Source organism: Mycobacterium sp. NGS45 (assembly GCF_059812645.1).
The window spans coordinates 207,661-224,924 of record NZ_JCALDB010000001.1 but is presented as its reverse complement, the minus strand read 5'-3'; the positions used below and the strand labels follow the sequence as shown (position 1 = coordinate 224,924).

Genomic DNA, 17,264 nt, shown 5'->3' with positions numbered 1-17,264 from the left:
GCCGACTCCCTACGCCGAGATGGTCTCGACCACGGGCACGGCCGACTCCACCTTGACCGGACGCGCAGCCTCGGTCAGGTGTGCGCGTTGCGGTTCGCTGCGATACCGCGACGGTGCCCCGTGGATCTTGCAGATCCGCCACACCAGCTTGGCCAGCGGATTCATCAAACCGGTGTCGTGGCACAGCATCCGCACGTCGGCGAACACCTCGGAGAGCATGCGACGCGACTCGGGTGAGCGGAAGAACACCTCACGCTTGACCGACTTGGGGATGTCGAACTCGCGCCAGAAGCTGCGCGGCGGCTTGAGGATCGCCGAGGCCAGCACCCGCATCAGGATCGGCACGTGCAGCGACAGCCAGAACCGCTTGCGCGCCCGCATCACCGGGACCCGCTTGCGCAGGTATTCGTGCGCGAACGAGATGTGGCGGGCTTCCTCGGCGACGTGGATCGCCATCACGCGTTCCATGATCGGATGCAGGGTCCGGCCCTCGCGCAGGATCGCCTTCTGGGTGTGGTCGATCGGTTCCTCGCCGGCGAGCACACCGAAGAAGAACACGATCGGCAGCGGACCGGCGGCCAGCGGGATGAACGCGGCAAGCCACTTGAGCATCCGCGGCATGCCCGGAACGTCGGCGCCGATCCGGTTCACCATCTCCTGGAACATCATGGTGTGGTTGCACTCTTCGACCGATTCGTGCAGGCAGTAGCGGTACTCCGGGGAACCATTGGGCACCCAGAACGCGTAGTTCATCAGGCCGCGGATGAGGATCGACTCGAAGTGCAGACCCACCTTGGCCACGTTGGCCTGCCGCCACATCCCGATCGCGATCTGCTTCTCCAGCGGCTGGGCCTGGTACCAGGGGTGCCGGCCGAGCGGGTCGGTGTCGGTCAGCACCCAGCGCGGGTCGTTCGGGGTGACCGCGAACTCTGGCGAATCCCAGTCGATGTCGGTGTACGGATTGAAGTTGCGCCGCACCGAGCCTTCCGACAGCGTGGTGAGCATGTCGACGTAAGGCTGGTCGTCGCGAACTTCCATATTGCGCCGCCAACGGCGGATCAGCTTCGTGCGAGCCATGGTGCAACCCTCCCTGGAGGTTTACATTCGAACGCCTCGTGTCCAGCAACGGTACCGCAGGTACCGGGAAATCGGAATAGCCTTTTTGGGCTCGGTTCAAACTTGGGGCCCAGCCCACGTTGTGGCACCGCACGTGACCTGCGCCTCCCTGACACTGCCCGAGGAAACCAGCGCAGGCCCGCTGATTAGGCTGGCACGCATGGCCGATCAGTTGACGATCCCCGAAGACCTCAAGCCCGCCGACGGTCGCTTCGGGTGCGGCCCCTCCAAAGTGCGTCCCGAACAACTGACCGCGCTGGTAGAACAGGGTGCCGCACTGTTCGGCACCTCGCATCGGCAGGCCCCGGTGAAGAATCTGGTGGGACGGGTCCGCGAGGGTGTGCGCGAGCTGTTCTCGGTGCCCGACGGCTACGAGGTGATCCTGGGAAACGGCGGTTCCACCGCGTTCTGGGACGCCGCGGCGTTCGGCCTGATCGAGGAGCGGTCGCTGCACCTGACCTTCGGGGAGTTCAGCGCCAAGTTCGCCTCCGCCGTCGCCAACAACCCGTTCGTCGGTGATCCGGTGATCGTCAAGGCCGACCCCGGCGGCGCCCCGGCACCGCAGTCGGACCCGTCCGTCGACGTCATCGCGTGGGCGCACAACGAGACCTCCACCGGCGTCGCCGTCCCGATCGCCCGGCCGGCAGGCTCCGACGGCAAGCTCGTGGTGATCGACGCGACCTCGGGCGCCGGCGGGTTGCCGGTCGACATCACCGAGGTGGACGCCTACTACTTCGCACCGCAGAAGAACTTCGCCAGCGACGGCGGCTTGTGGCTGGCCGTGATGTCACCGGCGGCTCTGGCCCGCGTCGAGGCCATCGCGGCATCCGGGCGCTGGGTTCCGGACTTCTTGTCGCTGCCGATCGCGATCGACAACAGCCTCAAGAACCAGACCTACAACACCCCGGCGATCGGCACGCTGCTGCTGATGGCCGAGCAGTTGGACTGGCTGAACGGCAACGGCGGCCTGCAGTGGGCCACCGCACGTACCGCGGACTCCGCGGCGCGGCTGTACTCCTGGGCCGAGGCCGCGCCGTACGCGACCCCGTTCGTCGCCGAACCGGAGTTGCGCTCGCAGGTGGTCGGCACGATCGACTTCTTCGACAGCGTCGATGCCACCGCGGTCGCCAAGGCGCTGCGCGCCAACGGCATCGTCGACACCGAGCCCTACCGCAAGCTGGGCCGCAACCAGCTTCGGGTGGCGATGTTCCCGGCCGTCGACCCCGACGACGTCAGCGCTCTGACAGCCTGCATCGACTACATCGTGGAACGCCTGTAATCAAGTCGTTATCAGCCCGCGTGTCTGCCCGGAATGGCCCGACTGCTGCAGTAAGGTCCGCAGCAGTCGGGCCCGGCGCGGTGGCCCCAAGGAGGTCGACATGCGAGATCTGAAGGTAGTGGGACTCGACGTCGACGGTCGGCACCTCGTCATGGAGGCCGGCGATGCCGACGACGGTTCTGAGAAGTTCCGGATCCGGATCGACGATCAGCTGCGTGCCGCGGTGCGCGGCGACCAGGCCCGCTCGGGGCAAACGCAGATGGACATCGAGGTCAAGAGCGTGTTGCGACCCAGGGACATTCAAGCCCGGATCCGGGCCGGCGCATCGGTGGAGCAGTTGGCCGCGGCAACCGGCGTCGACCCGTCCCGGATCAACCGGTTCGCCCATCCGGTGCTACTCGAGCGCGCTCGCGCAGCCGAGTTGGCCACCGCCGCACATCCGGTGCTCGCCGACGGACCGGCGGTGCTGACCCTGCTGGAGTCGGTGACGACGGCGCTGGTGGCCCGCGGTCTGGATCCCGAAGCCACCCGCTGGGATGCCTGGCGCAACGAGGACGGGCGCTGGACCGTGCGGCTGGAATGGCAGGCCGGCCGCTCGGACAACCGGGCCCATTTCCGGTTTGTGCCGGGCGCGCACGGTGGCACCGTGACCCCGCTCGATGACAGCGCCACCGAACTGGTGGATCCGAACTTCGACCGGCCGCTGCGCCCGGTAGCCGCAGTGGCCCAACTCGACTTCGAGGTGTCCACGCCGGCACCGGCGGTGCGTGCACCTGAACCGGCACCTCCGGTGCGCGCGCCGGAACCCGAGCAGCCCGAGGCCGCACCCGCCGCAGCGGCCGAGCAGCCCCGGCGCAGCCGTACCCGTCGGGCCAAGCCTGCGGTACCGGCCTGGGAGGACGTGCTGCTGGGCGTGCGTTCCAGCGGTGAGCGCTGAGCGTTTCGACTAACCGGTACCCGTACTGATCATCGCGGCCAAACCGATCCACGCGATCAGTACGCCGATGCCGGAGCCGAGCACGAACCACCGCCACACCGGGCGCTGGCGCCAGCTCCATACCGTCGGGGCCAGGCCGCCGACCGCTACGACGTTGAGACCGATGGCGACCAGCGGGTGCACCCGCAGCAACCCGACACTGAGCACCACGATGATGGCGGCGATGACGGTCGCAGTGAAGGCGGCCACGGTCAGGCCGGTGCCCCACGGTGTGCTGCGCTCGGTCACGGCTCGACCTTAGACCGGATCGACGGCGGTTCCGGTCAGACCCGTGCGGCTGCGTTCATAGAACGCCAGCGCGGCCGCGGTCGCCACGTTGAGCGAATCGGTGCCCCGGCTCATCGGGATGCGCACCCGAAGGTCGGCGGTGCGCAGCGCGGTCTGCGTGAGGCCCGGCCCCTCGGCGCCCACCATGATCGCCACCCGATCGTCGGCCAGCGCCGGCATCGCCTCGGCCAATGGTTTGGAATCAACCCCGGGCGTCATGGCAAGCAACCGAAAACCGTTGTCCTGCAGTAACTTCAAGTCATACGGCCAGTTCGCTGCGCGGCCGAACGGCACCAACAGGGCGTGTCCCATCGAGACCCGCACGGCGCGACGATACAGCGGGTCGGCACAGCCGGCGCCGAACAGCACGGCGTCGACACCGAGCCCGGCGGCATTGCGGAAGATCGAACCCAGGTTCTCGTGGTCGTTGACGCCTTCGAGCACCGCGATGGTGCGGGCCCCGTCCAGCAACTCCGGCAGCCCCAACTCGGGGACACGGCGCGCCGCCGCGAGCACCCCGCGGTTGAGGTGGAAGCCGACCACTTGGGCCATCACTTCGGCGCTGGCCCGGTAGTAGGGCACGTCCACGCCGGCCAGGTCGTCGGCCAGCTCGTCGTGGCGGCGCGCGGTACCGAGCAGGGCGTGCGGGGCGAACCGGGAAGCCAGCATGCGCTGCACCACCAGGACACCTTCGGCGATCACCAGACCCTTGCCGCTGGGCAGGTCCGGGCGCCGGTCCACACTGTTGAGGTCGCGAAAGTCGTCCAGCCGTGGGTCGGCTGGATCGTCGACGTCAATGGCGTTGCTGGTCACGTGCTTTCACAGGTTCACCGGCGTCGACCACACGACCGCAACCTTACGGCAATCGGCTACGTTGGATCCGATGCCCACCGATCCGCCCGCCGCCCCCGAGCCGCCGCCGTTGCCGGCCGGCCTGCTGGATCCCACCCGCGTGATCGCGGCCGGCGCGCTGCTGTGGCTGGTGGCCACGGTGCTGGCGTTCACGGTCTCGGCGCTGGAGAGTTGGCGGCCGGTGTGCCTGGCCGGGTTGGGCACCGGAGTGGTTGGCACCTCGATCTTCTTGTGGCAACGCAGTGCCGCCCGCCGCGGCGCGCGCGGAGCCCAAACCGGACTTTCTGTTCAGCACGACGACACCCCCTGATTCGGATCGGAGAGTTTCATGGCCGCACCCCTGCTCCAAGCTGACGTCGAAATCGATGCGCCGCTGCCCACGGTGTGGCGGCTGGTCAGCGATCTGCGCCAGATGCCGCGGTGGAGTCCGCAGTGTCGGGTGATGCGACCGCTCGGGTCGGTGCGCCCCGGTGTGCGGACCCTGAACCTGAACCGGCGCGGCCGCCTGGTCTGGCCGACCACCAGCACCGTGACCGAAGTGGTGCCCGAGCGCAAACTGGCATTCCGGATCGACGCCAACCATTCGGTGTGGAGTTACGAGCTCGAACCCACGGCGACCGGTGGCACCCGGCTCACCGAGTCCCGGCACGCCGAGAACGGCGTGACGAAGATTTCCACCACGCTGGTCAACAGGTTCATGGGTGGGGTGCCGAGCTTCGATCAGGAGATGCTCGACGGCATCCGCGAGTCGCTGCGCCGGATCAAGGCCGCCGCCGAGGCCGAAGCCAAGTAGGAGTCAGTCGGGCTGCTCGGCCGACTCGGGGTCGGGTTCCGCAGGTTCGTCCACTGCTGAGCTCTGCGCCTGGTCCTCCGACTCCGCCGCGGCCGGCGGAGGGGCAGGGGCCGGTGCCGGGATGTCTTCGACTTCGAGCACGCCGTCGTCGAAGGGGTCATAGAGCGGCGAACCCTGCCCGGCCGGCGCCGGGGTGTCCGAATGCGCACCGCAGCCATAGCTGAAGTCGACCACGTGCCCGTCGGCGGACATCTCGTTGGCGCAGACGCCGAACATGGTGCCCAGCGACCCCGCCAGCGGAAGCAGGAAACCGCAGTCACGGCACACCCGCTTGGTGGACCGGGCCATCGCCGAATCCGGACCGAAGTCGCCGTCGTGCCAGCGTTGCGCGGCGTCGATCCGACCCCACGTACCGAGCACCTGACGACGACCCAAGCCGACCTCGGCGGCCACCTCGTCGACCGCCGGGTCACCGCTGAGCGAGTAGCCCGGGACCAGCCGGGGATCGTCGGTCGTCGGCGCCAGCAGATCGCCCGGGCCCAGGTCGCCGGGCCGCACCCGTTGATCCCACGGCACCCACTCGGGTGCGAGCAACGCGGTGGGACCGGGAACCAGGACCACTTCACTGACCGTGGCGTGATCAGCGCCCGGATAGGCGGCCACCACGACCGCCCACTGCCAGCCGCCGTAGCCCGGCAGGTCGGCCATGAACCGGTGGGTGGCCGAGGTCGGATCCTCGTAGCCGACCCCCAGGTACTCGCCGACGGACTCGCCGCTGAGCTCTTCCACCGCGGTCCGCGCCAACTCGACCGCTCCACTGAGCAACGACTGCAATGCGTCGGTGACAGCTGTCACGGACGACTCCGCCTGCTGATCTGGGTATTCGGTCACGCTGTCCATCAACGTCAATACTGCCTCAGTCGCCGGCGCGCAGCCACACCGGTTGCCGGGGACACGCACTGTCGCCCGGATAGGGAAGAATCGAGGTCGTGTCAGGAACTCGGCGTGAGCCCCCCGGCGCGGGCCGGGTGCCCGGGCCGCGGCGTCGCTCGGCGCCGCCCCGGCGGCCTTCCGGCCGGGGCGTCGGCAACGGTGAACATCCCGGCATGTCGAACTACCCGTTGCACCCCGGTGGCCGCGACGCCGGGGGCCGCGCCAACCGTTATCTGCCGCCGTTGGACCAGCGCGACGCACCCAGCGGACCACCGCCCGAGCAGACCAACGGTTCGGCCGACGGCGATCGCATCACCGTGACCCGCGCGGCCGCCATGCGCAGCCGCGAGATGGGCTCACGGATGTACGGGCTGGTGCACCGGGCGGCCACCGCCGACGGCGCCGACAAATCCGGGCTGACGGCATTGACCTGGCCGGTGGTGGCCAATTTCGCGGTCGACGCGGCGATGGCGGTGGCGCTGGCCAACACGCTGTTCTTCGCTGCGGCCACCGCCGAGAGCAAGAGTCGGGTGGCGCTGTACCTGCTGATCACCATCGCCCCGTTCGCCGTGATCGCGCCGCTGATCGGGCCCGCGCTCGATCGGCTGCAGCACGGGCGTCGGGTCGCGCTGGCCCTTTCCTTCGGATTGCGTACCGTGCTGGCGCTGGTTCTGCTGCTCAACTACGACACCGACACCAACAGCTTCCCGTCCTGGGTGCTCTACCCCTGCGCGCTCGGGATGATGGTGCTCTCGAAATCGTTCTCGGTGCTGCGCAGTGCGGTCACGCCGCGCGTGATGCCGCCTTCTATCGACTTGGTCCGGGTCAACTCCCGGCTCACGATGTTCGGCCTGTTGGGCGGCACGATCGTCGGCGGTGGCATCGCCGCGGGCGTCGAATACGTCAGCATCACCCTGTTCAACCTGCCCGGCGCACTGCTGGTGATCGTGGTGGCAAGCCTGGGTGGCATCTGGTTGTCGATGCGCATCCCGAGCTGGGTCGAGGTCACCGCCGGCGAGGTGCCTGCCACGTTGAGCTACCACGACCACGACCCCGATCTGCGCCGCACCGGTGCGCAACCGGCCCGGCAGCCGTTGGGTCGCAACATCATCACCTCGCTGTGGGGCAACTGCACCATCAAGATGATGGTCGGCTTCCTGTTCCTCTACCCGGCGTTCGTGGCGAAGTCGCACGACGCCAGCGGCTGGCAGCAGTTGGCCGTGCTCGGTTTGATCGGTGTCGCCGCGGGCGTGGGTAACTTCGCCGGGAACTTCACCGCGGCCCGACTCGAACTCGGTCGCCCGGCGGTGCTGGTGGTGCGCTGCTGCATCGCGGTGACGGCGGTGGCGTTGGCGACCGCGGTGACCGGCAACCTGCTGATGGCAGCCGTGGCCGCGTTGGTGACCTCCGGGGCCAGCGCGATCGGTAAGGCGTCGCTGGATGCCTCACTACAAGACGATCTGCCCGAAGAGTCCCGGGCCTCGGCATTCGGCCGCTCCGAGTCGGTGCTGCAGTTGGCCTGGGTGCTCGGCGGGGCGATCGGAGTGCTGGTCTACACCGACCTGTGGGTCGGTTTCACGGCCATCAGCACACTGCTGATCCCCGGCCTGGCGCAGACCATCCTGAGTTTCGAGGGCTCCTCGCTGATTCCGGGGCTGGGCGGTAACCGCCCGGTCGTCGTCGAGCAGGAGGGCTTGCGCCACAATGATTCGTACCTGTCGACGAGGATGGCGATGCCCGAGTGAAGCGGATATGGGCCGTGGTGACGGCACTGGTCGTGGTGCTGGCCTCGGCAGGAGCAGGTGTCGGCGCTTGGGCGTGGGCCCGCTCAGGAGACCATCATCGCTACCCCGAAATCAGTGCGTACACCCACGGCCAGCTGAGCCGGGTCGGGCCGTACAAGTACTGCGACGTCCGCAACCCGTTCGACTGCTACGAGCCGCGGACCCAGGGCGAGTTGGTGGTCAACCACCGTGACCCGGTTCAACTTTCGGTGCCCTCGGCCATCAGCGAGGCGGTCTGGCAGCTCTATCTGGGCTATGAGGATCCGCGCAACGACACCACCACCATCTTCAAGCCCGGCGAACGCCGCGCGGTGACCATCCCCACCCAGGATCCGCATCGCGGCAGGCTCAGTGTGGTGGCCGTGCGGTTACCGACGATCGTGTTGGTCGACGGCGTCGAAGAGGCGGTCTCGCACGCCGAGTGGTCGATCGGTCTGGTGTGGCCGGACCGCACCCCGACCGGGTAAGGAGCTCAGCCGGCCCCGTGCGACGTCGGCACCCGCTCGCCTTCGCGGGTCGGCCCGGGCGCGGTGCCGTCGCCGAAAGGTCTGCCGCCCAGCGCTTCCCGACCGTGCGGCGTGAGCCAGTTGACCAGATCCGGCCCCTTCGGCACGATCCGGGTCGGGTTCACGTCGGTGTGCACGACGTAGTAGTGCTGTTTGATCTGGACGAAGTCGACGGTGTCACCGAAGCCGGGCGTTTGGAACAGGTCGCGGGCGTAGGCCCACAGCACCGGTAACTCGGACAACTTGGACCGGTTGCACTTGAAATGGCCGTGATAGACCGGATCGAACCGCACCAAGGTGGTGAACAGGCGCACATCGGCCTCGGTGATGGTGTCGCCGACCAGATAGCGCTGGGTGGCCAACCGGTCACTGAGCCAGTCCAGCGCGCTGAACAGCCGATCGTAGGCGGCGTCGTAGGCGTCCTGGGAGCCCGCGAAGCCGCACCGATACACCCCGTTGTTGACCTCGGTGTAGATGCGCTGTGCCACCTCGTCGATCTCGGCACGCAGCGGTTCCGGGTACAGCTGCGGCGCGCCGGGCCGGTGATGGGCAGTCCACTCGGTGCTGAAGTCCAAGGTCATCTGCGCGAAGTCGTTGGTGACCACCGCCCCGGTGGGCACATCGACCACGGCCGGAACGGTAATTCCCTTGGGGTAGTCCGGGATTCGCTTGAAGTAGGCGTCCTGCAGGCGCGGGATCCCGAGTACCGGGTCGAGGCCGTCGGGGTCCAGGTCGAAGGTCCAGCTGCGCTGGTCGTGGGTGGGCCCACAAAAGCCGATCGACAACACGTCCTCGAGGCCTAGCAGACGCCGCACGATGATCGCGCGGTTGGCCCACGGGCAGGCGCGCGCGACGATCAGCCGGTAGCGGCCGGGCTCGACGGGGTAGCCGTCGCGACCGTCCGCGGTGATCCGGGTGGAGATGTAGTTGGTGTCGCGGTCGAAGTCCCCACCGGGCGCAACGTAGGACCCGGCGGGTGACGCAGTGTCAGCCATGACTCCACTGTGCCCCGAACGCGGCAGCCGCGAAACCCTCGAGCCGGCTAGGACAGCAGAGGCGTCAGGATCTGGGCCAGGGCCGCGTCGTTGAACGGTCCGAAACGCGACGTGGCAGTTTCACGCGTCCAACTCGCGCGCGACGGCCTTGACCACCTCGGAGACCCGACGGGCCACCTTGCGATCCGGGTAGCGGCCCTTGCGCAACTCGGGCTGGACGGTGCCCTCGAGCAGCGTGATCATGTCCTCGACCATGCCGTGTAATTCATCGGGGGTGTGCTTGTGCTCGGGCGGGCCGGCGGCCTCCCGGCGGGTGCGCGACAAGCTGGGCGGCGGGTCGATCAGCTTGAGGCTCAACGCCTGCGGGCCGCGGCGGCCGGCGGCCACCCCGAACTCGACGCGTTGGCCGGCCTTGAGCGTCTCCACACCGGCGGGGAGCGCAGACGCGCGGACGTAGACGTCCTCGCCCTCTTCCTGGGACAGGAAGCCGAAGCCCTTTTCGGCGTCATACCACTTCACCCGGCCGGTCGGCACTGGTCTCACCTGCTTGTCCTACGGGGCCGATTCGCGCGACCGCATCCGATGCATGACTATGCGCCCCGCCTACGCAGGGCGCACCGCGTTGATCCTACTCGGACGGCCACCGCGCCAGCATCCCCGATTGCTCGGTAGTCTGGACGCACCGCTGGAGGGAAGATGCGCCTGATCCTGAACATCATTTGGTTGATCTTCGGCGGCCTCTGGCACGCGCTGGGTTACCTACTGGCCGCCGTGATCTGCTTCCTGCTGTTCTTCCTCGTGGTCACCATCCCGTTCGGTTTCGCCTCGCTGCGCATCGCGCTGTTCGCACTGTGGCCGTTCGGCCGCACCATCGTCGACAAACCCGACCGCGGGGCCGCCAGCACGATCGGCAACGTGATCTGGATAGTGCTGTTCGGGTGGTGGCTGGCGCTGGGGCACCTGCTCAGCGCCGTCGCGATGGCCGTCACCGTGATCGGCATCCCGCTGGCGCTGGCCGAACTCAAGCTCATCCCGGTGTCGCTGGTTCCGCTGGGCAAGGACATCGTCCCGGTCCAGCAGGCCCGGGAAGACCGGTTGGGGCTGTCGGTATGACGGTCACCGCGCTGGGCTTGCCGAGCGCCGCACGTATCGGCGCGGCGCCAAGTGACGGTCCGCTGCTGGACACCTTCGGCCGGATCGCGACCGACCTGCGGGTTTCGCTGACCGATCGGTGCAATCTGCGCTGTACCTATTGCATGCCCGCCGAAGGTTTGGACTGGTTGGCCCGCAGCGAGCTGCTGAGCGCCGACGAGTTGACCCGGCTGCTGCGCATCGCGGTGACCCGGTTGGGCATCACCAGCGTGCGGTTCACCGGAGGTGAGCCGCTGCTGGTCCGCGACCTCGAGGGCATCGTCGCGGCCACCGCCGCACTGACGCCGCGCCCGGAGATCGCGCTGACCACCAACGGCGTCGGCCTGGCCGCGCGAGCGGAAGCGCTGGCCCGCGCCGGCCTGAACCGGGTGAATGTCTCCCTGGACACCGTCGATGCCGCCCACTTCGCCGCGATCACCCGCCGCAAGCGGCTCCCCGACGTACTGGCCGGCCTGGCCGCCGCGCAGCGCGCCGGCCTGGGCCCGGTCAAGGTGAACGCGGTGCTCGACCCGGTCACCGGCCGCAGGGACGTGGTGGCGCTGCTGCGTTACTGCCTCGAGCACGGCTATCAACTGCGGGTGATCGAGCAGATGCCGCTGGACGCCGGTCATCACTGGCAGCGCGCCGAGGTGCTGACCGCCGCCGAGGTGCTGGCCACCCTTCGTGAGCACTTCGACCTGACTCCCGACGACAAGCCCCGAGGCTCGGCGCCGGCCGCGCTGTGGCGGGTCGACGGTGGCCCGGGCACGGTGGGCGTGATCGCCTCGGTGTCGGAGGCGTTCTGCGCGGCCTGTGACCGGACCCGGCTCACCGCCGACGGTCAGGTCCGGAACTGTCTGTTCGCGACGTCGGAAACCGACTTGCGCACACTGCTGCGCGACGGCTCCGACGACGCCGCCATCGAGGCCGCGTGGCGCGCAGCGATGTGGCAGAAGGCCGCCGGGCACGGCATCAACGATCCGAGCTTCGTGCAGCCGGACCGACCGATGAGCGCGATAGGCGGCTGACATGACCGAGGTGCCCACGAGCGTCGTCGTCACGGTGCGTTACTTCGCGGCCGCCAGCGCGGCCGCCGAGCGCGAAGCCGAGGATCTCCCGCTGCCCGGCGGCACCACGATCGCCGATCTGGTCGACGCGTTGGGTACCCGGCACAGCGCCCTCGGGCCGGTGTTGGAGCGGTGTTCCTATCTGCTCGACGGGGTGGCCGTCCGCGATCCGGCCACCGTGCTGCAAGCCGGCCATACCGTCGACGTCCTTCCCCCATTTGCCGGCGGCTGATCGTGATTTGCATCACATAACGAACCGATAACGGGATGGCCACATCCCGGTTGCTACGGCGGACGAACTGCAGGAACGGCCGTGTTTCATGGCCTTTTAGAGTTTCATTAGAATTTGCTGTTCGGTGAAACGCCCGGGGCCGTCGGAGATGACGACGCCCCGGAATCTCGTTACCGTCGTGCCTCAAGCCAGCCGAGTACTTCCGAGCGGCCGGCCCTCCCCCTCAGCGCGCCGAGCTCCATCCGGCTGGGCGGGGACCCACAACCCCTCACGGATGGAGGCGGGGGACCCACCGGTCCGTCGTGAATCAGGACCTGGAGCCGTTCGCGGCTCCTTGGGGTGAAGCCGTGCCCACGGGCACGGCCGGGCAACCTCTCCAGCCCGAACCCGACAGCTGACCTCGCGGGCGCGCGCAGAGAGGACACAACCGACCTATGAGTGGACGGCATCGCAAGCCCACGTCATCGGCCAAGAACGTCGCGAAGGTCGCCATCACCGGCGCCGCGATCGGAGGCACCGGCCTCGCCTTCGCCGCCACCGCCAGCGCGGCTCCCGACAGCGAGTGGGACACCGTCGCGCGCTGCGAGTCGGGCGGCAACTGGGCCATCAACACCGGCAACGGCTACCAGGGTGGGCTGCAGTTCGCGCCGAGCACCTGGTCCGGCCACGGTGGCGGCCAGTACGCCCCGGCCGCTCATCTGGCCACCAAGGAACAGCAGATCGCCATTGCCGAGCGGGTGTTGGCCACCCAGGGCAAGGGCGCCTGGCCGGTGTGCGGCCGTGGCCTGTCGGCTGCGACTCCGCGCAACCTCGCCGAGCCCGAGCCGGTGGACGCGCCGATCGACGGCGCTGACCTCAACGTCCAGCCGGCCTCGTTCGACGCTCCGGCCCCGGAGGCTCCGGCCCCCGAGGCCCCGCCTGCACCTGAGGCCCCGGTCGACGGTGCCCCGGCCCCCGAGGCCCCGCCCGCACCTGAGGCGCCCGTGGACGCCGCTCCTGCCCCCGAGGCACCCGTGGCCGATGCTGCCGCCCCGGAGGCTCCCCCGGCCCCTGAGGCACCGATCGATGCCGCTCCCGCCCCTGAGGCCCCGGTCGACGGTGCCCCGGCTCCCGAGGCACCCGTGGTCGACGCTGCCGCCCCCGAGGCAGAGGTCGAGCCGGCGGTCAGCCCCGAGGAGCATGTGCAGTCCTACGTCGCCAACCTGCAGCAGGCGGTTCGCGACCAGGGCATCAACGGCGGCAACGTCATCCTGTCGTCCTGATCCGCTGAATTCGCGGAAAGGCCGTGACGTCGTGGACGTCACGGCCTTTCTGCGTCACGGCCTTTCGGCGTCACCGCTCAGGCCGAGTTGACCCACTCCTCGGTGCCGTCGGCGAAGAACTGGTGCTTCCACACCGGTAACTGAGCCTTCACGGCGTCCACCAGATCCGCACAGGTGGTGAAGGCGGCCCGGCGGTGGTCGGCAGCGACCGCGGCGACCAGGGCCGCGTCCCCGATCTGCAGGGTGCCGATCCGGTGACTGGCCGCGATCGCACGTACCCCGGTGGCGGCTGCGGCGACCTCGGCCAGCACCTCCGCCAACCGTTGTTCGGCCAGAGGGTGCGCGGAGTAGTCCAGCCGCAGCACCGAACGGCCCCCGTCGTGATCACGGACCACCCCGGCGAAACCGACCACGGCTCCGGCGGCCGCGTGACCGACCAGCTGCTCGTGCTCGGTCAACGAGATCGGATCGGCGGACAGCGCGGCACGCAGCACCAGGGTCACCGGTTGTGGTCCTTGCCCGCGAGTTGATCCAGCGCATGGTGCACGACGTCGGTGAGCACGTCGAGGCCGTCGCGCACGCCGCCCGGCGAGCCCGGCAGGTTGACCACCAGGGTGTGGCCGGCCACCCCGGCCAGCCCGCGCGACAGGATCGCGGTGGGCACCCTCGGCAATCCCGATCGGCGGATCGCCTCGGCCAGCCCGGGCAACTCGTAATCCAGCAGCGGCTTGGTCTGCGCGGGGGTTTCGTCAGTGGGCGAAATGCCGGTGCCGCCGGAGGTGATCACCACGTCGACCCCGTCGGACACGGCGATCCGCAAGGCCCGGCCGACCGGATCGCCATCCGGCACGACCACCACTTCGGGTTTTGAGAATCCTTGTTCGACAAACCAATCGGCGATCATCGGACCGCTGCGATCGTCGTAGACGCCGGCTGCGGCGCGGGTGGAGGCGATGATGATTCGTCCGGTACGGGTCACCTGTGCCATTCTCCCGTACGACCACCGACCTTGCTCAGCACCCGGATGTCGTCGAGCCGGGCCGCCGGGTCGACCGCCTTGATCATGTCGTACAGCGTCAACCCGGCGACGCTGACCGCGGTCAACGCCTCCATCTCGACGCCGGTGCGGTCGGTGGTGCGCACCGTGGCGGTCACCAGCACGCTGGTTTCGCCGATCTCGAAGTCGATGTCGACTCCGGTGAGCGCAAGGTGGTGGCACAGCGGGATCAGGTCGCTGGTGCGCTTGGCGGCCAGGATGCCGGCAACCCGCGCGGTGGCCAGCGCGTCGCCCTTGGGCAGCCCGCCGGCCGAGATCAGCGACACCACCTCGGCGGTGGTGTGCAGCGCACCCGCGGCCACCGCGGTGCGCTTGGTCGCGTCCTTGTCGGAGACGTCGACCATGTGGGCTGCCCCCCGCTCATCCAGGTGGGAGAGCGGCGAAGCGTCCGGGCCCCGAACCACTATCTGTTGACGACGGTGACCGGGTGCACGTAGGGCAGATCGGTGACCGGCAGCGGGAACTCGATTTCGCCGAACGGCGACAGCGAGCCGGTGCGATCGGACACCAGTTCACTCACGGCGTGGTCGTCGGGGTCGGTCGTCGGCCAGCCCGGATCGACGTAGCGGCGCTTGTTCGTCTCAGCAATGTCAGACACGTCGACCATTCTGACAGGTCATGGCCGACTGGCGCGTCAGGGAGGCTGCTTTACGCTGGTCAGCGATGACCGAACACTCCCCGGGCGTGCCGTTGGGCGCCTGGCTGGCCGACTTGCCCGACGACGGGCTGGTCCGGCTGCTCGAGCTGCGACCTGATCTGGCCCAGCCGCCGCCGGGCAGCATCGCTGCGCTCGCGGCCCGCGCACAGGCGCGCCAGTCGGTCCGCGCAGCCACCGACGACCTGGACTTTCTCCGGCTCGCGGTGCTCGATGCGCTGCTGGTGCTGCAGGCCGACACCGCGGCGGTGCCGACCACCAAGGTGCTCGCGGCCCTCGGTGAACGGGTACCGGAGACCGAAGTCACCGCAGCACTCGACGACCTGCGTGAGCGCGCCCTGGTGTGGGGGGATCCGCTGCTGCGGGTCACGCCGGAGGTCGCCGGCGCGTTGCCCTGGTACCCCGGTCAGGCGGTGCTCGAAGACACCGACGTCGACGTCGCGGCCCTGACCGTCCAGCTCGACGGTCTCGATGACGACGCCCGGGCGGTGCTGGACCGACTGCTGGAGGGTTCCCCGGTGGGCCGGACCCGCGACGCCGCCCCCGGCACTCCCGCCGACCGGCCGGTGCAGCGGCTGCTGGCCGCTGGTCTACTGCGTCAACTCGACGCCGAATCGGTGATCTTGCCGCGACTGATCGGGCAGCTGCTGCGCGGGCAGCAGCCCGGCCCGATCGGTCTGCGGGCTCCGGGTCCGGATCCGTCGGCGGCCGCCGTGGACGCCGACGCGGCCGGCGCCGGCGCCGTCATCGACCTGCTGCGCGACGTCGAGGTGGTGTTCGAGGCCATGGGCAACGCCCCGGTGCCGGAGTTGCGCACCGGTGGCATCGGGGTTCGTGAACTGAAACGCTTGGCCAAGGTGGTCGGCCTCGCCGAGTCCCGGCTGGCGTTGGTGCTCGAACTGGCCGCCGGGGCGCGTCTGATCGCACCGGGACTGCCTGATCCCGAACCCGAGACCGACGCCGACTCGCACTGGGCGCCGACCGTGTCCGCCGACCGGTTCGCCGAGGCCGACACCGCCGAACGTTGGGAACTGCTGGCTTCGGCCTGGCTGGAGCTGCCGACCCGGCCCAGCCTGGTCGGTCGCCGCGGGCCGGACGGCAAACCGTATGCCGCATTGTCGGATTACCTGTACTCCTCGGCCGCTCCGTTGGATCGAAAGCTGCTGCTGGCCACGCTGGCCGAGCTGCCCGCCGGCACCCCGTTGACCGCCGACGAAGCCTCCCGCGCGATGATCTGGCGGCGCCCGCGCTGGGCCGCGCGGCTGCAGCCCGAACCGGTGTCCCAGCTGCTGGAGGAGGCGCACGCGCTCGGCATCGTCGGACGCGGGGCCCTGACGTCGGCGGCTCGCGCATTGCTCGACGACGGACCCGAGGCCGGGATCGCCGCCATGGAGCGGGCACTGCCGGATCCGGTCGACCACTTCCTGCTGCAGGCCGACCTGACCGTGGTGGTGCCCGGTCCGCTGCGACGTGAACTGAGCGACCAACTGGCGGCCGTGGCCAGCGTCGAATCAGCCGGTGCCGCAATGGTTTACCGGATCAGCGAGCAGACCATCCGACACGCGTTGGACACCGGGCGCAGCGCCAGCGGTCTGCATGCGTTCTTCGCCAAGCACTCCCGCACTCCGGTGCCGCAGGGCCTCACCTACCTGATCGACGACGTCGCACGCCGGCACGGACAGCTGCGCGTGGGGATGGCGTCGTCGTTCGTGCGCTGCGAAGACCCGGCGCTGTTGGCGCAGGCGCTGGGCTCCCCGATGGTGGCCCCGCTGGACCTGCGGCTGCTGGCGCCCACCGTGGCGGTGTGCCAGGCACCGATCGCCGAGTTGCTGGCCGCACTGCGCAGCGCGGGCCTGGCACCGGCCGCCGAGGACGCTGCCGGCGCCATCGTCGACCTGCGTCGGCCCGGCGCCCGGGTGCCGATACCACCCAACTCCACCGGCATCCCGCGGCATCGACCCACCCTGCCCAGCCGCCAGACGCTCGCTGCGGTGGTCTCGGTGCTGCGCACTGTGGTCAGCGCCCCGTTCGGTGAGCAGCGACTGAACCCGACCCGGGCCGCCGGCCTGCTGCAGCAGGCCGCGCTCGAGCAGCGCTCGGTGCTGCTCGGCTACATCGATCCGGCCGGGGTGGCGACCCAGCGCGTCGTGGCTCCGATCAACATCCGCGGGGGTCAGCTGATGGCCTTCGATCAGGGCTCCGGGCGGGTGCGCGAGTTCGCCGTGCACCGGGTCACGTCGGTCTCGGCAGCCGACTGAACTGCGCCATCCTGCTGTTTCCCCAGGTCAGGCCACACTGACCAGCGCGGCGTCGGAGTCGCGAAATATAGTGGTCGGCG

General features: G+C 69.4%; 21 protein-coding genes and 1 riboswitch. Of the genes, 11 read left to right on the top strand and 10 right to left on the bottom strand.

The genetic code is table 11. The annotated features are described in order from the left end of the window. Positions 1–9 precede the first annotated feature (9 nt). Complete coding sequence (locus AC5Y3P_RS01095) at positions 10–1,077, bottom strand: AurF N-oxygenase family protein (protein ID WP_500044036.1); 1,068 nt, start codon at positions 1,075–1,077, stop codon at positions 10–12. A 199-nt stretch (positions 1,078–1,276) separates the two neighbouring features. Between AC5Y3P_RS01095 and serC the strand changes: the two genes are divergently transcribed. Beyond that, positions 1,277–2,395 (top strand): phosphoserine transaminase, encoded by a 1,119-nt coding sequence (gene serC, locus AC5Y3P_RS01090; protein ID WP_500044035.1) that lies wholly within the window; start codon positions 1,277–1,279, stop codon positions 2,393–2,395. Between the two features lie 100 nt (positions 2,396–2,495). Beyond that, positions 2,496–3,332 (top strand): septation protein SepH, encoded by an 837-nt coding sequence (gene sepH / locus AC5Y3P_RS01085; RefSeq protein ID WP_500044034.1) that lies wholly within the window; start codon positions 2,496–2,498, stop codon positions 3,330–3,332. 9 nt (positions 3,333–3,341) lie between these two features. Here sepH and AC5Y3P_RS01080 read toward each other — a convergent pair whose 3' ends face one another. Together AC5Y3P_RS01080 and AC5Y3P_RS01075 are read right to left on the bottom strand one after the other, a co-directional pair. Then, the gene (locus AC5Y3P_RS01080) at positions 3,342–3,620 is read right to left on the bottom strand and encodes a DUF2537 domain-containing protein (protein ID WP_500044033.1); all 279 of its coding nucleotides are present in this window, start codon (positions 3,618–3,620) and stop codon (positions 3,342–3,344) included. A 9-nt stretch (positions 3,621–3,629) separates the two neighbouring features. Further along, positions 3,630–4,472: a TrmH family RNA methyltransferase gene (locus AC5Y3P_RS01075; protein WP_500044032.1), complete on the bottom strand. Its 843-nt coding sequence runs from the start codon at positions 4,470–4,472 to the stop codon at positions 3,630–3,632. A gap of 70 nt (positions 4,473–4,542) precedes the next feature. On the opposite strand from AC5Y3P_RS01075, the gene AC5Y3P_RS01070 reads away from it, so the two are divergent. Beyond that, positions 4,543–4,821, top strand: a complete 279-nt coding sequence (locus AC5Y3P_RS01070; protein WP_500044031.1) for a DUF2530 domain-containing protein — start codon at positions 4,543–4,545, stop codon at positions 4,819–4,821. 18 nt (positions 4,822–4,839) lie between these two features. Next, complete coding sequence (locus tag AC5Y3P_RS01065; protein WP_500044030.1) at positions 4,840–5,304, top strand: SRPBCC family protein; 465 nt, start codon at positions 4,840–4,842, stop codon at positions 5,302–5,304. 3 nt (positions 5,305–5,307) lie between these two features. Here AC5Y3P_RS01065 and AC5Y3P_RS01060 read toward each other — a convergent pair whose 3' ends face one another. Then, positions 5,308–6,204, bottom strand: a complete 897-nt coding sequence (locus AC5Y3P_RS01060) for a DUF3027 domain-containing protein (protein WP_500044029.1) — start codon at positions 6,202–6,204, stop codon at positions 5,308–5,310. Positions 6,205–6,410: 206 nt separating this feature from the next. Here AC5Y3P_RS01060 and AC5Y3P_RS01055 point away from each other — a divergent pair, with 206 nt between their 5' ends. Together AC5Y3P_RS01055 and AC5Y3P_RS01050 are read left to right on the top strand one after the other, a co-directional pair. Next, on the top strand, positions 6,411–7,982 hold the full coding sequence (locus AC5Y3P_RS01055; protein WP_500044028.1) for an MFS transporter: 1,572 nt from the start codon (positions 6,411–6,413) through the stop codon (positions 7,980–7,982). Beyond that, complete coding sequence (locus AC5Y3P_RS01050; RefSeq protein ID WP_500044027.1) at positions 7,979–8,488, top strand: DUF2771 domain-containing protein; 510 nt, start codon at positions 7,979–7,981, stop codon at positions 8,486–8,488. Before AC5Y3P_RS01055 ends, AC5Y3P_RS01050 begins: the two co-directional genes overlap by 4 nt. Positions 8,489–8,493: 5 nt before the next feature. On the opposite strand, the gene AC5Y3P_RS01045 is transcribed toward AC5Y3P_RS01050, so the two are convergent. Both AC5Y3P_RS01045 and AC5Y3P_RS01040 read right to left on the bottom strand, forming a co-directional pair. Then, entirely contained in the window at positions 8,494–9,522 is a 1,029-nt protein-coding gene (locus AC5Y3P_RS01045) for a glutathione S-transferase family protein (protein ID WP_500044026.1), read from the bottom strand. 120 nt (positions 9,523–9,642) lie between these two features. Continuing rightward, positions 9,643–10,056 carry a cold-shock protein gene (locus AC5Y3P_RS01040; RefSeq protein WP_500044262.1) on the bottom strand — a complete coding sequence of 138 codons (414 nt, stop codon included), beginning with the start codon at positions 10,054–10,056 and terminating at the stop codon, positions 9,643–9,645. A 162-nt stretch (positions 10,057–10,218) separates the two neighbouring features. Here AC5Y3P_RS01040 and AC5Y3P_RS01035 point away from each other — a divergent pair, with 162 nt between their 5' ends. The 4 genes from AC5Y3P_RS01035 to AC5Y3P_RS01020 all read left to right on the top strand — a co-directional run bounded on the left by AC5Y3P_RS01035 (position 10,219) and on the right by AC5Y3P_RS01020 (position 13,214). Further along, the gene (locus AC5Y3P_RS01035; RefSeq protein WP_500044025.1) at positions 10,219–10,635 is read left to right on the top strand and encodes a YccF domain-containing protein; all 417 of its coding nucleotides are present in this window, start codon (positions 10,219–10,221) and stop codon (positions 10,633–10,635) included. After that, entirely contained in the window at positions 10,632–11,681 is a 1,050-nt protein-coding gene (gene moaA, locus AC5Y3P_RS01030) for a GTP 3',8-cyclase MoaA (protein WP_500044024.1), read from the top strand. The genes AC5Y3P_RS01035 and moaA overlap by 4 nt, the downstream gene beginning before the upstream one ends. A gap of 1 nt (position 11,682) precedes the next feature. Next, entirely contained in the window at positions 11,683–11,952 is a 270-nt protein-coding gene (locus tag AC5Y3P_RS01025; protein ID WP_500044023.1) for a MoaD/ThiS family protein, read from the top strand. A 267-nt stretch (positions 11,953–12,219) separates the two neighbouring features. Continuing rightward, a riboswitch (cyclic di-AMP (ydaO/yuaA leader) is annotated at positions 12,220–12,356 on the top strand. A gap of 30 nt (positions 12,357–12,386) precedes the next feature. Then, the gene (locus tag AC5Y3P_RS01020) at positions 12,387–13,214 is read left to right on the top strand and encodes a transglycosylase family protein (RefSeq protein ID WP_500044022.1); all 828 of its coding nucleotides are present in this window, start codon (positions 12,387–12,389) and stop codon (positions 13,212–13,214) included. Positions 13,215–13,291: 77 nt separating this feature from the next. On the opposite strand, the gene AC5Y3P_RS01015 is transcribed toward AC5Y3P_RS01020, so the two are convergent. Genes AC5Y3P_RS01015 through AC5Y3P_RS01000 form a run of 4 tightly spaced genes read right to left on the bottom strand, consistent with a single transcriptional unit; the run spans position 13,292 to position 14,869 of the window. Then, complete coding sequence (locus tag AC5Y3P_RS01015) at positions 13,292–13,717, bottom strand: molybdenum cofactor biosynthesis protein MoaE (protein ID WP_500044021.1); 426 nt, start codon at positions 13,715–13,717, stop codon at positions 13,292–13,294. Next, positions 13,714–14,202 carry a MogA/MoaB family molybdenum cofactor biosynthesis protein gene (locus AC5Y3P_RS01010; protein ID WP_500044020.1) on the bottom strand — a complete coding sequence of 163 codons (489 nt, stop codon included), beginning with the start codon at positions 14,200–14,202 and terminating at the stop codon, positions 13,714–13,716. Before AC5Y3P_RS01010 ends, AC5Y3P_RS01015 begins: the two co-directional genes overlap by 4 nt. Beyond that, positions 14,190–14,615 (bottom strand): cyclic pyranopterin monophosphate synthase MoaC, encoded by a 426-nt coding sequence (gene moaC, locus AC5Y3P_RS01005; protein ID WP_500044019.1) that lies wholly within the window; start codon positions 14,613–14,615, stop codon positions 14,190–14,192. Before moaC ends, AC5Y3P_RS01010 begins: the two co-directional genes overlap by 13 nt. A gap of 59 nt (positions 14,616–14,674) precedes the next feature. After that, positions 14,675–14,869, bottom strand: a complete 195-nt coding sequence (locus AC5Y3P_RS01000; RefSeq protein WP_500044018.1) for a hypothetical protein — start codon at positions 14,867–14,869, stop codon at positions 14,675–14,677. A gap of 65 nt (positions 14,870–14,934) precedes the next feature. Here AC5Y3P_RS01000 and AC5Y3P_RS00995 point away from each other — a divergent pair, with 65 nt between their 5' ends. Further along, entirely contained in the window at positions 14,935–17,184 is a 2,250-nt protein-coding gene (locus tag AC5Y3P_RS00995) for a helicase-associated domain-containing protein (RefSeq protein ID WP_500044017.1), read from the top strand. The last annotated feature ends 80 nt before the right edge of the window (positions 17,185–17,264 follow it).

Excerpts from the sequence above, each read along its gene's own strand:
- AC5Y3P_RS01095 (WP_500044036.1), bottom strand. The coding sequence starts at position 1,077 with ATGGCTCGCACGAAGCTGATCCGCCGTTGGCGGCGCAATATGGAAGTT.
- serC (WP_500044035.1), top strand. The coding sequence starts at position 1,277 with ATGGCCGATCAGTTGACGATCCCCGAAGACCTCAAGCCCGCCGACGGT.
- sepH (WP_500044034.1), top strand. The coding sequence starts at position 2,496 with ATGCGAGATCTGAAGGTAGTGGGACTCGACGTCGACGGTCGGCACCTC.
- AC5Y3P_RS01070 (WP_500044031.1), top strand. The coding sequence starts at position 4,543 with ATGCCCACCGATCCGCCCGCCGCCCCCGAGCCGCCGCCGTTGCCGGCC.
- AC5Y3P_RS01065 (WP_500044030.1), top strand. The coding sequence starts at position 4,840 with ATGGCCGCACCCCTGCTCCAAGCTGACGTCGAAATCGATGCGCCGCTG.
- AC5Y3P_RS01060 (WP_500044029.1), bottom strand. The coding sequence starts at position 6,204 with ATGGACAGCGTGACCGAATACCCAGATCAGCAGGCGGAGTCGTCCGTG.
- AC5Y3P_RS01055 (WP_500044028.1), top strand. The coding sequence starts at position 6,411 with ATGTCGAACTACCCGTTGCACCCCGGTGGCCGCGACGCCGGGGGCCGC.
- AC5Y3P_RS01045 (WP_500044026.1), bottom strand. The coding sequence starts at position 9,522 with ATGGCTGACACTGCGTCACCCGCCGGGTCCTACGTTGCGCCCGGTGGG.
- AC5Y3P_RS01035 (WP_500044025.1), top strand. The coding sequence starts at position 10,219 with ATGCGCCTGATCCTGAACATCATTTGGTTGATCTTCGGCGGCCTCTGG.
- moaA (WP_500044024.1), top strand. The coding sequence starts at position 10,632 with ATGACGGTCACCGCGCTGGGCTTGCCGAGCGCCGCACGTATCGGCGCG.
- AC5Y3P_RS01025 (WP_500044023.1), top strand. The coding sequence starts at position 11,683 with ATGACCGAGGTGCCCACGAGCGTCGTCGTCACGGTGCGTTACTTCGCG.
- AC5Y3P_RS01020 (WP_500044022.1), top strand. The coding sequence starts at position 12,387 with ATGAGTGGACGGCATCGCAAGCCCACGTCATCGGCCAAGAACGTCGCG.
- AC5Y3P_RS01010 (WP_500044020.1), bottom strand. The coding sequence starts at position 14,202 with ATGGCACAGGTGACCCGTACCGGACGAATCATCATCGCCTCCACCCGC.
- moaC (WP_500044019.1), bottom strand. The coding sequence starts at position 14,615 with ATGGTCGACGTCTCCGACAAGGACGCGACCAAGCGCACCGCGGTGGCC.
- AC5Y3P_RS00995 (WP_500044017.1), top strand. The coding sequence starts at position 14,935 with ATGACCGAACACTCCCCGGGCGTGCCGTTGGGCGCCTGGCTGGCCGAC.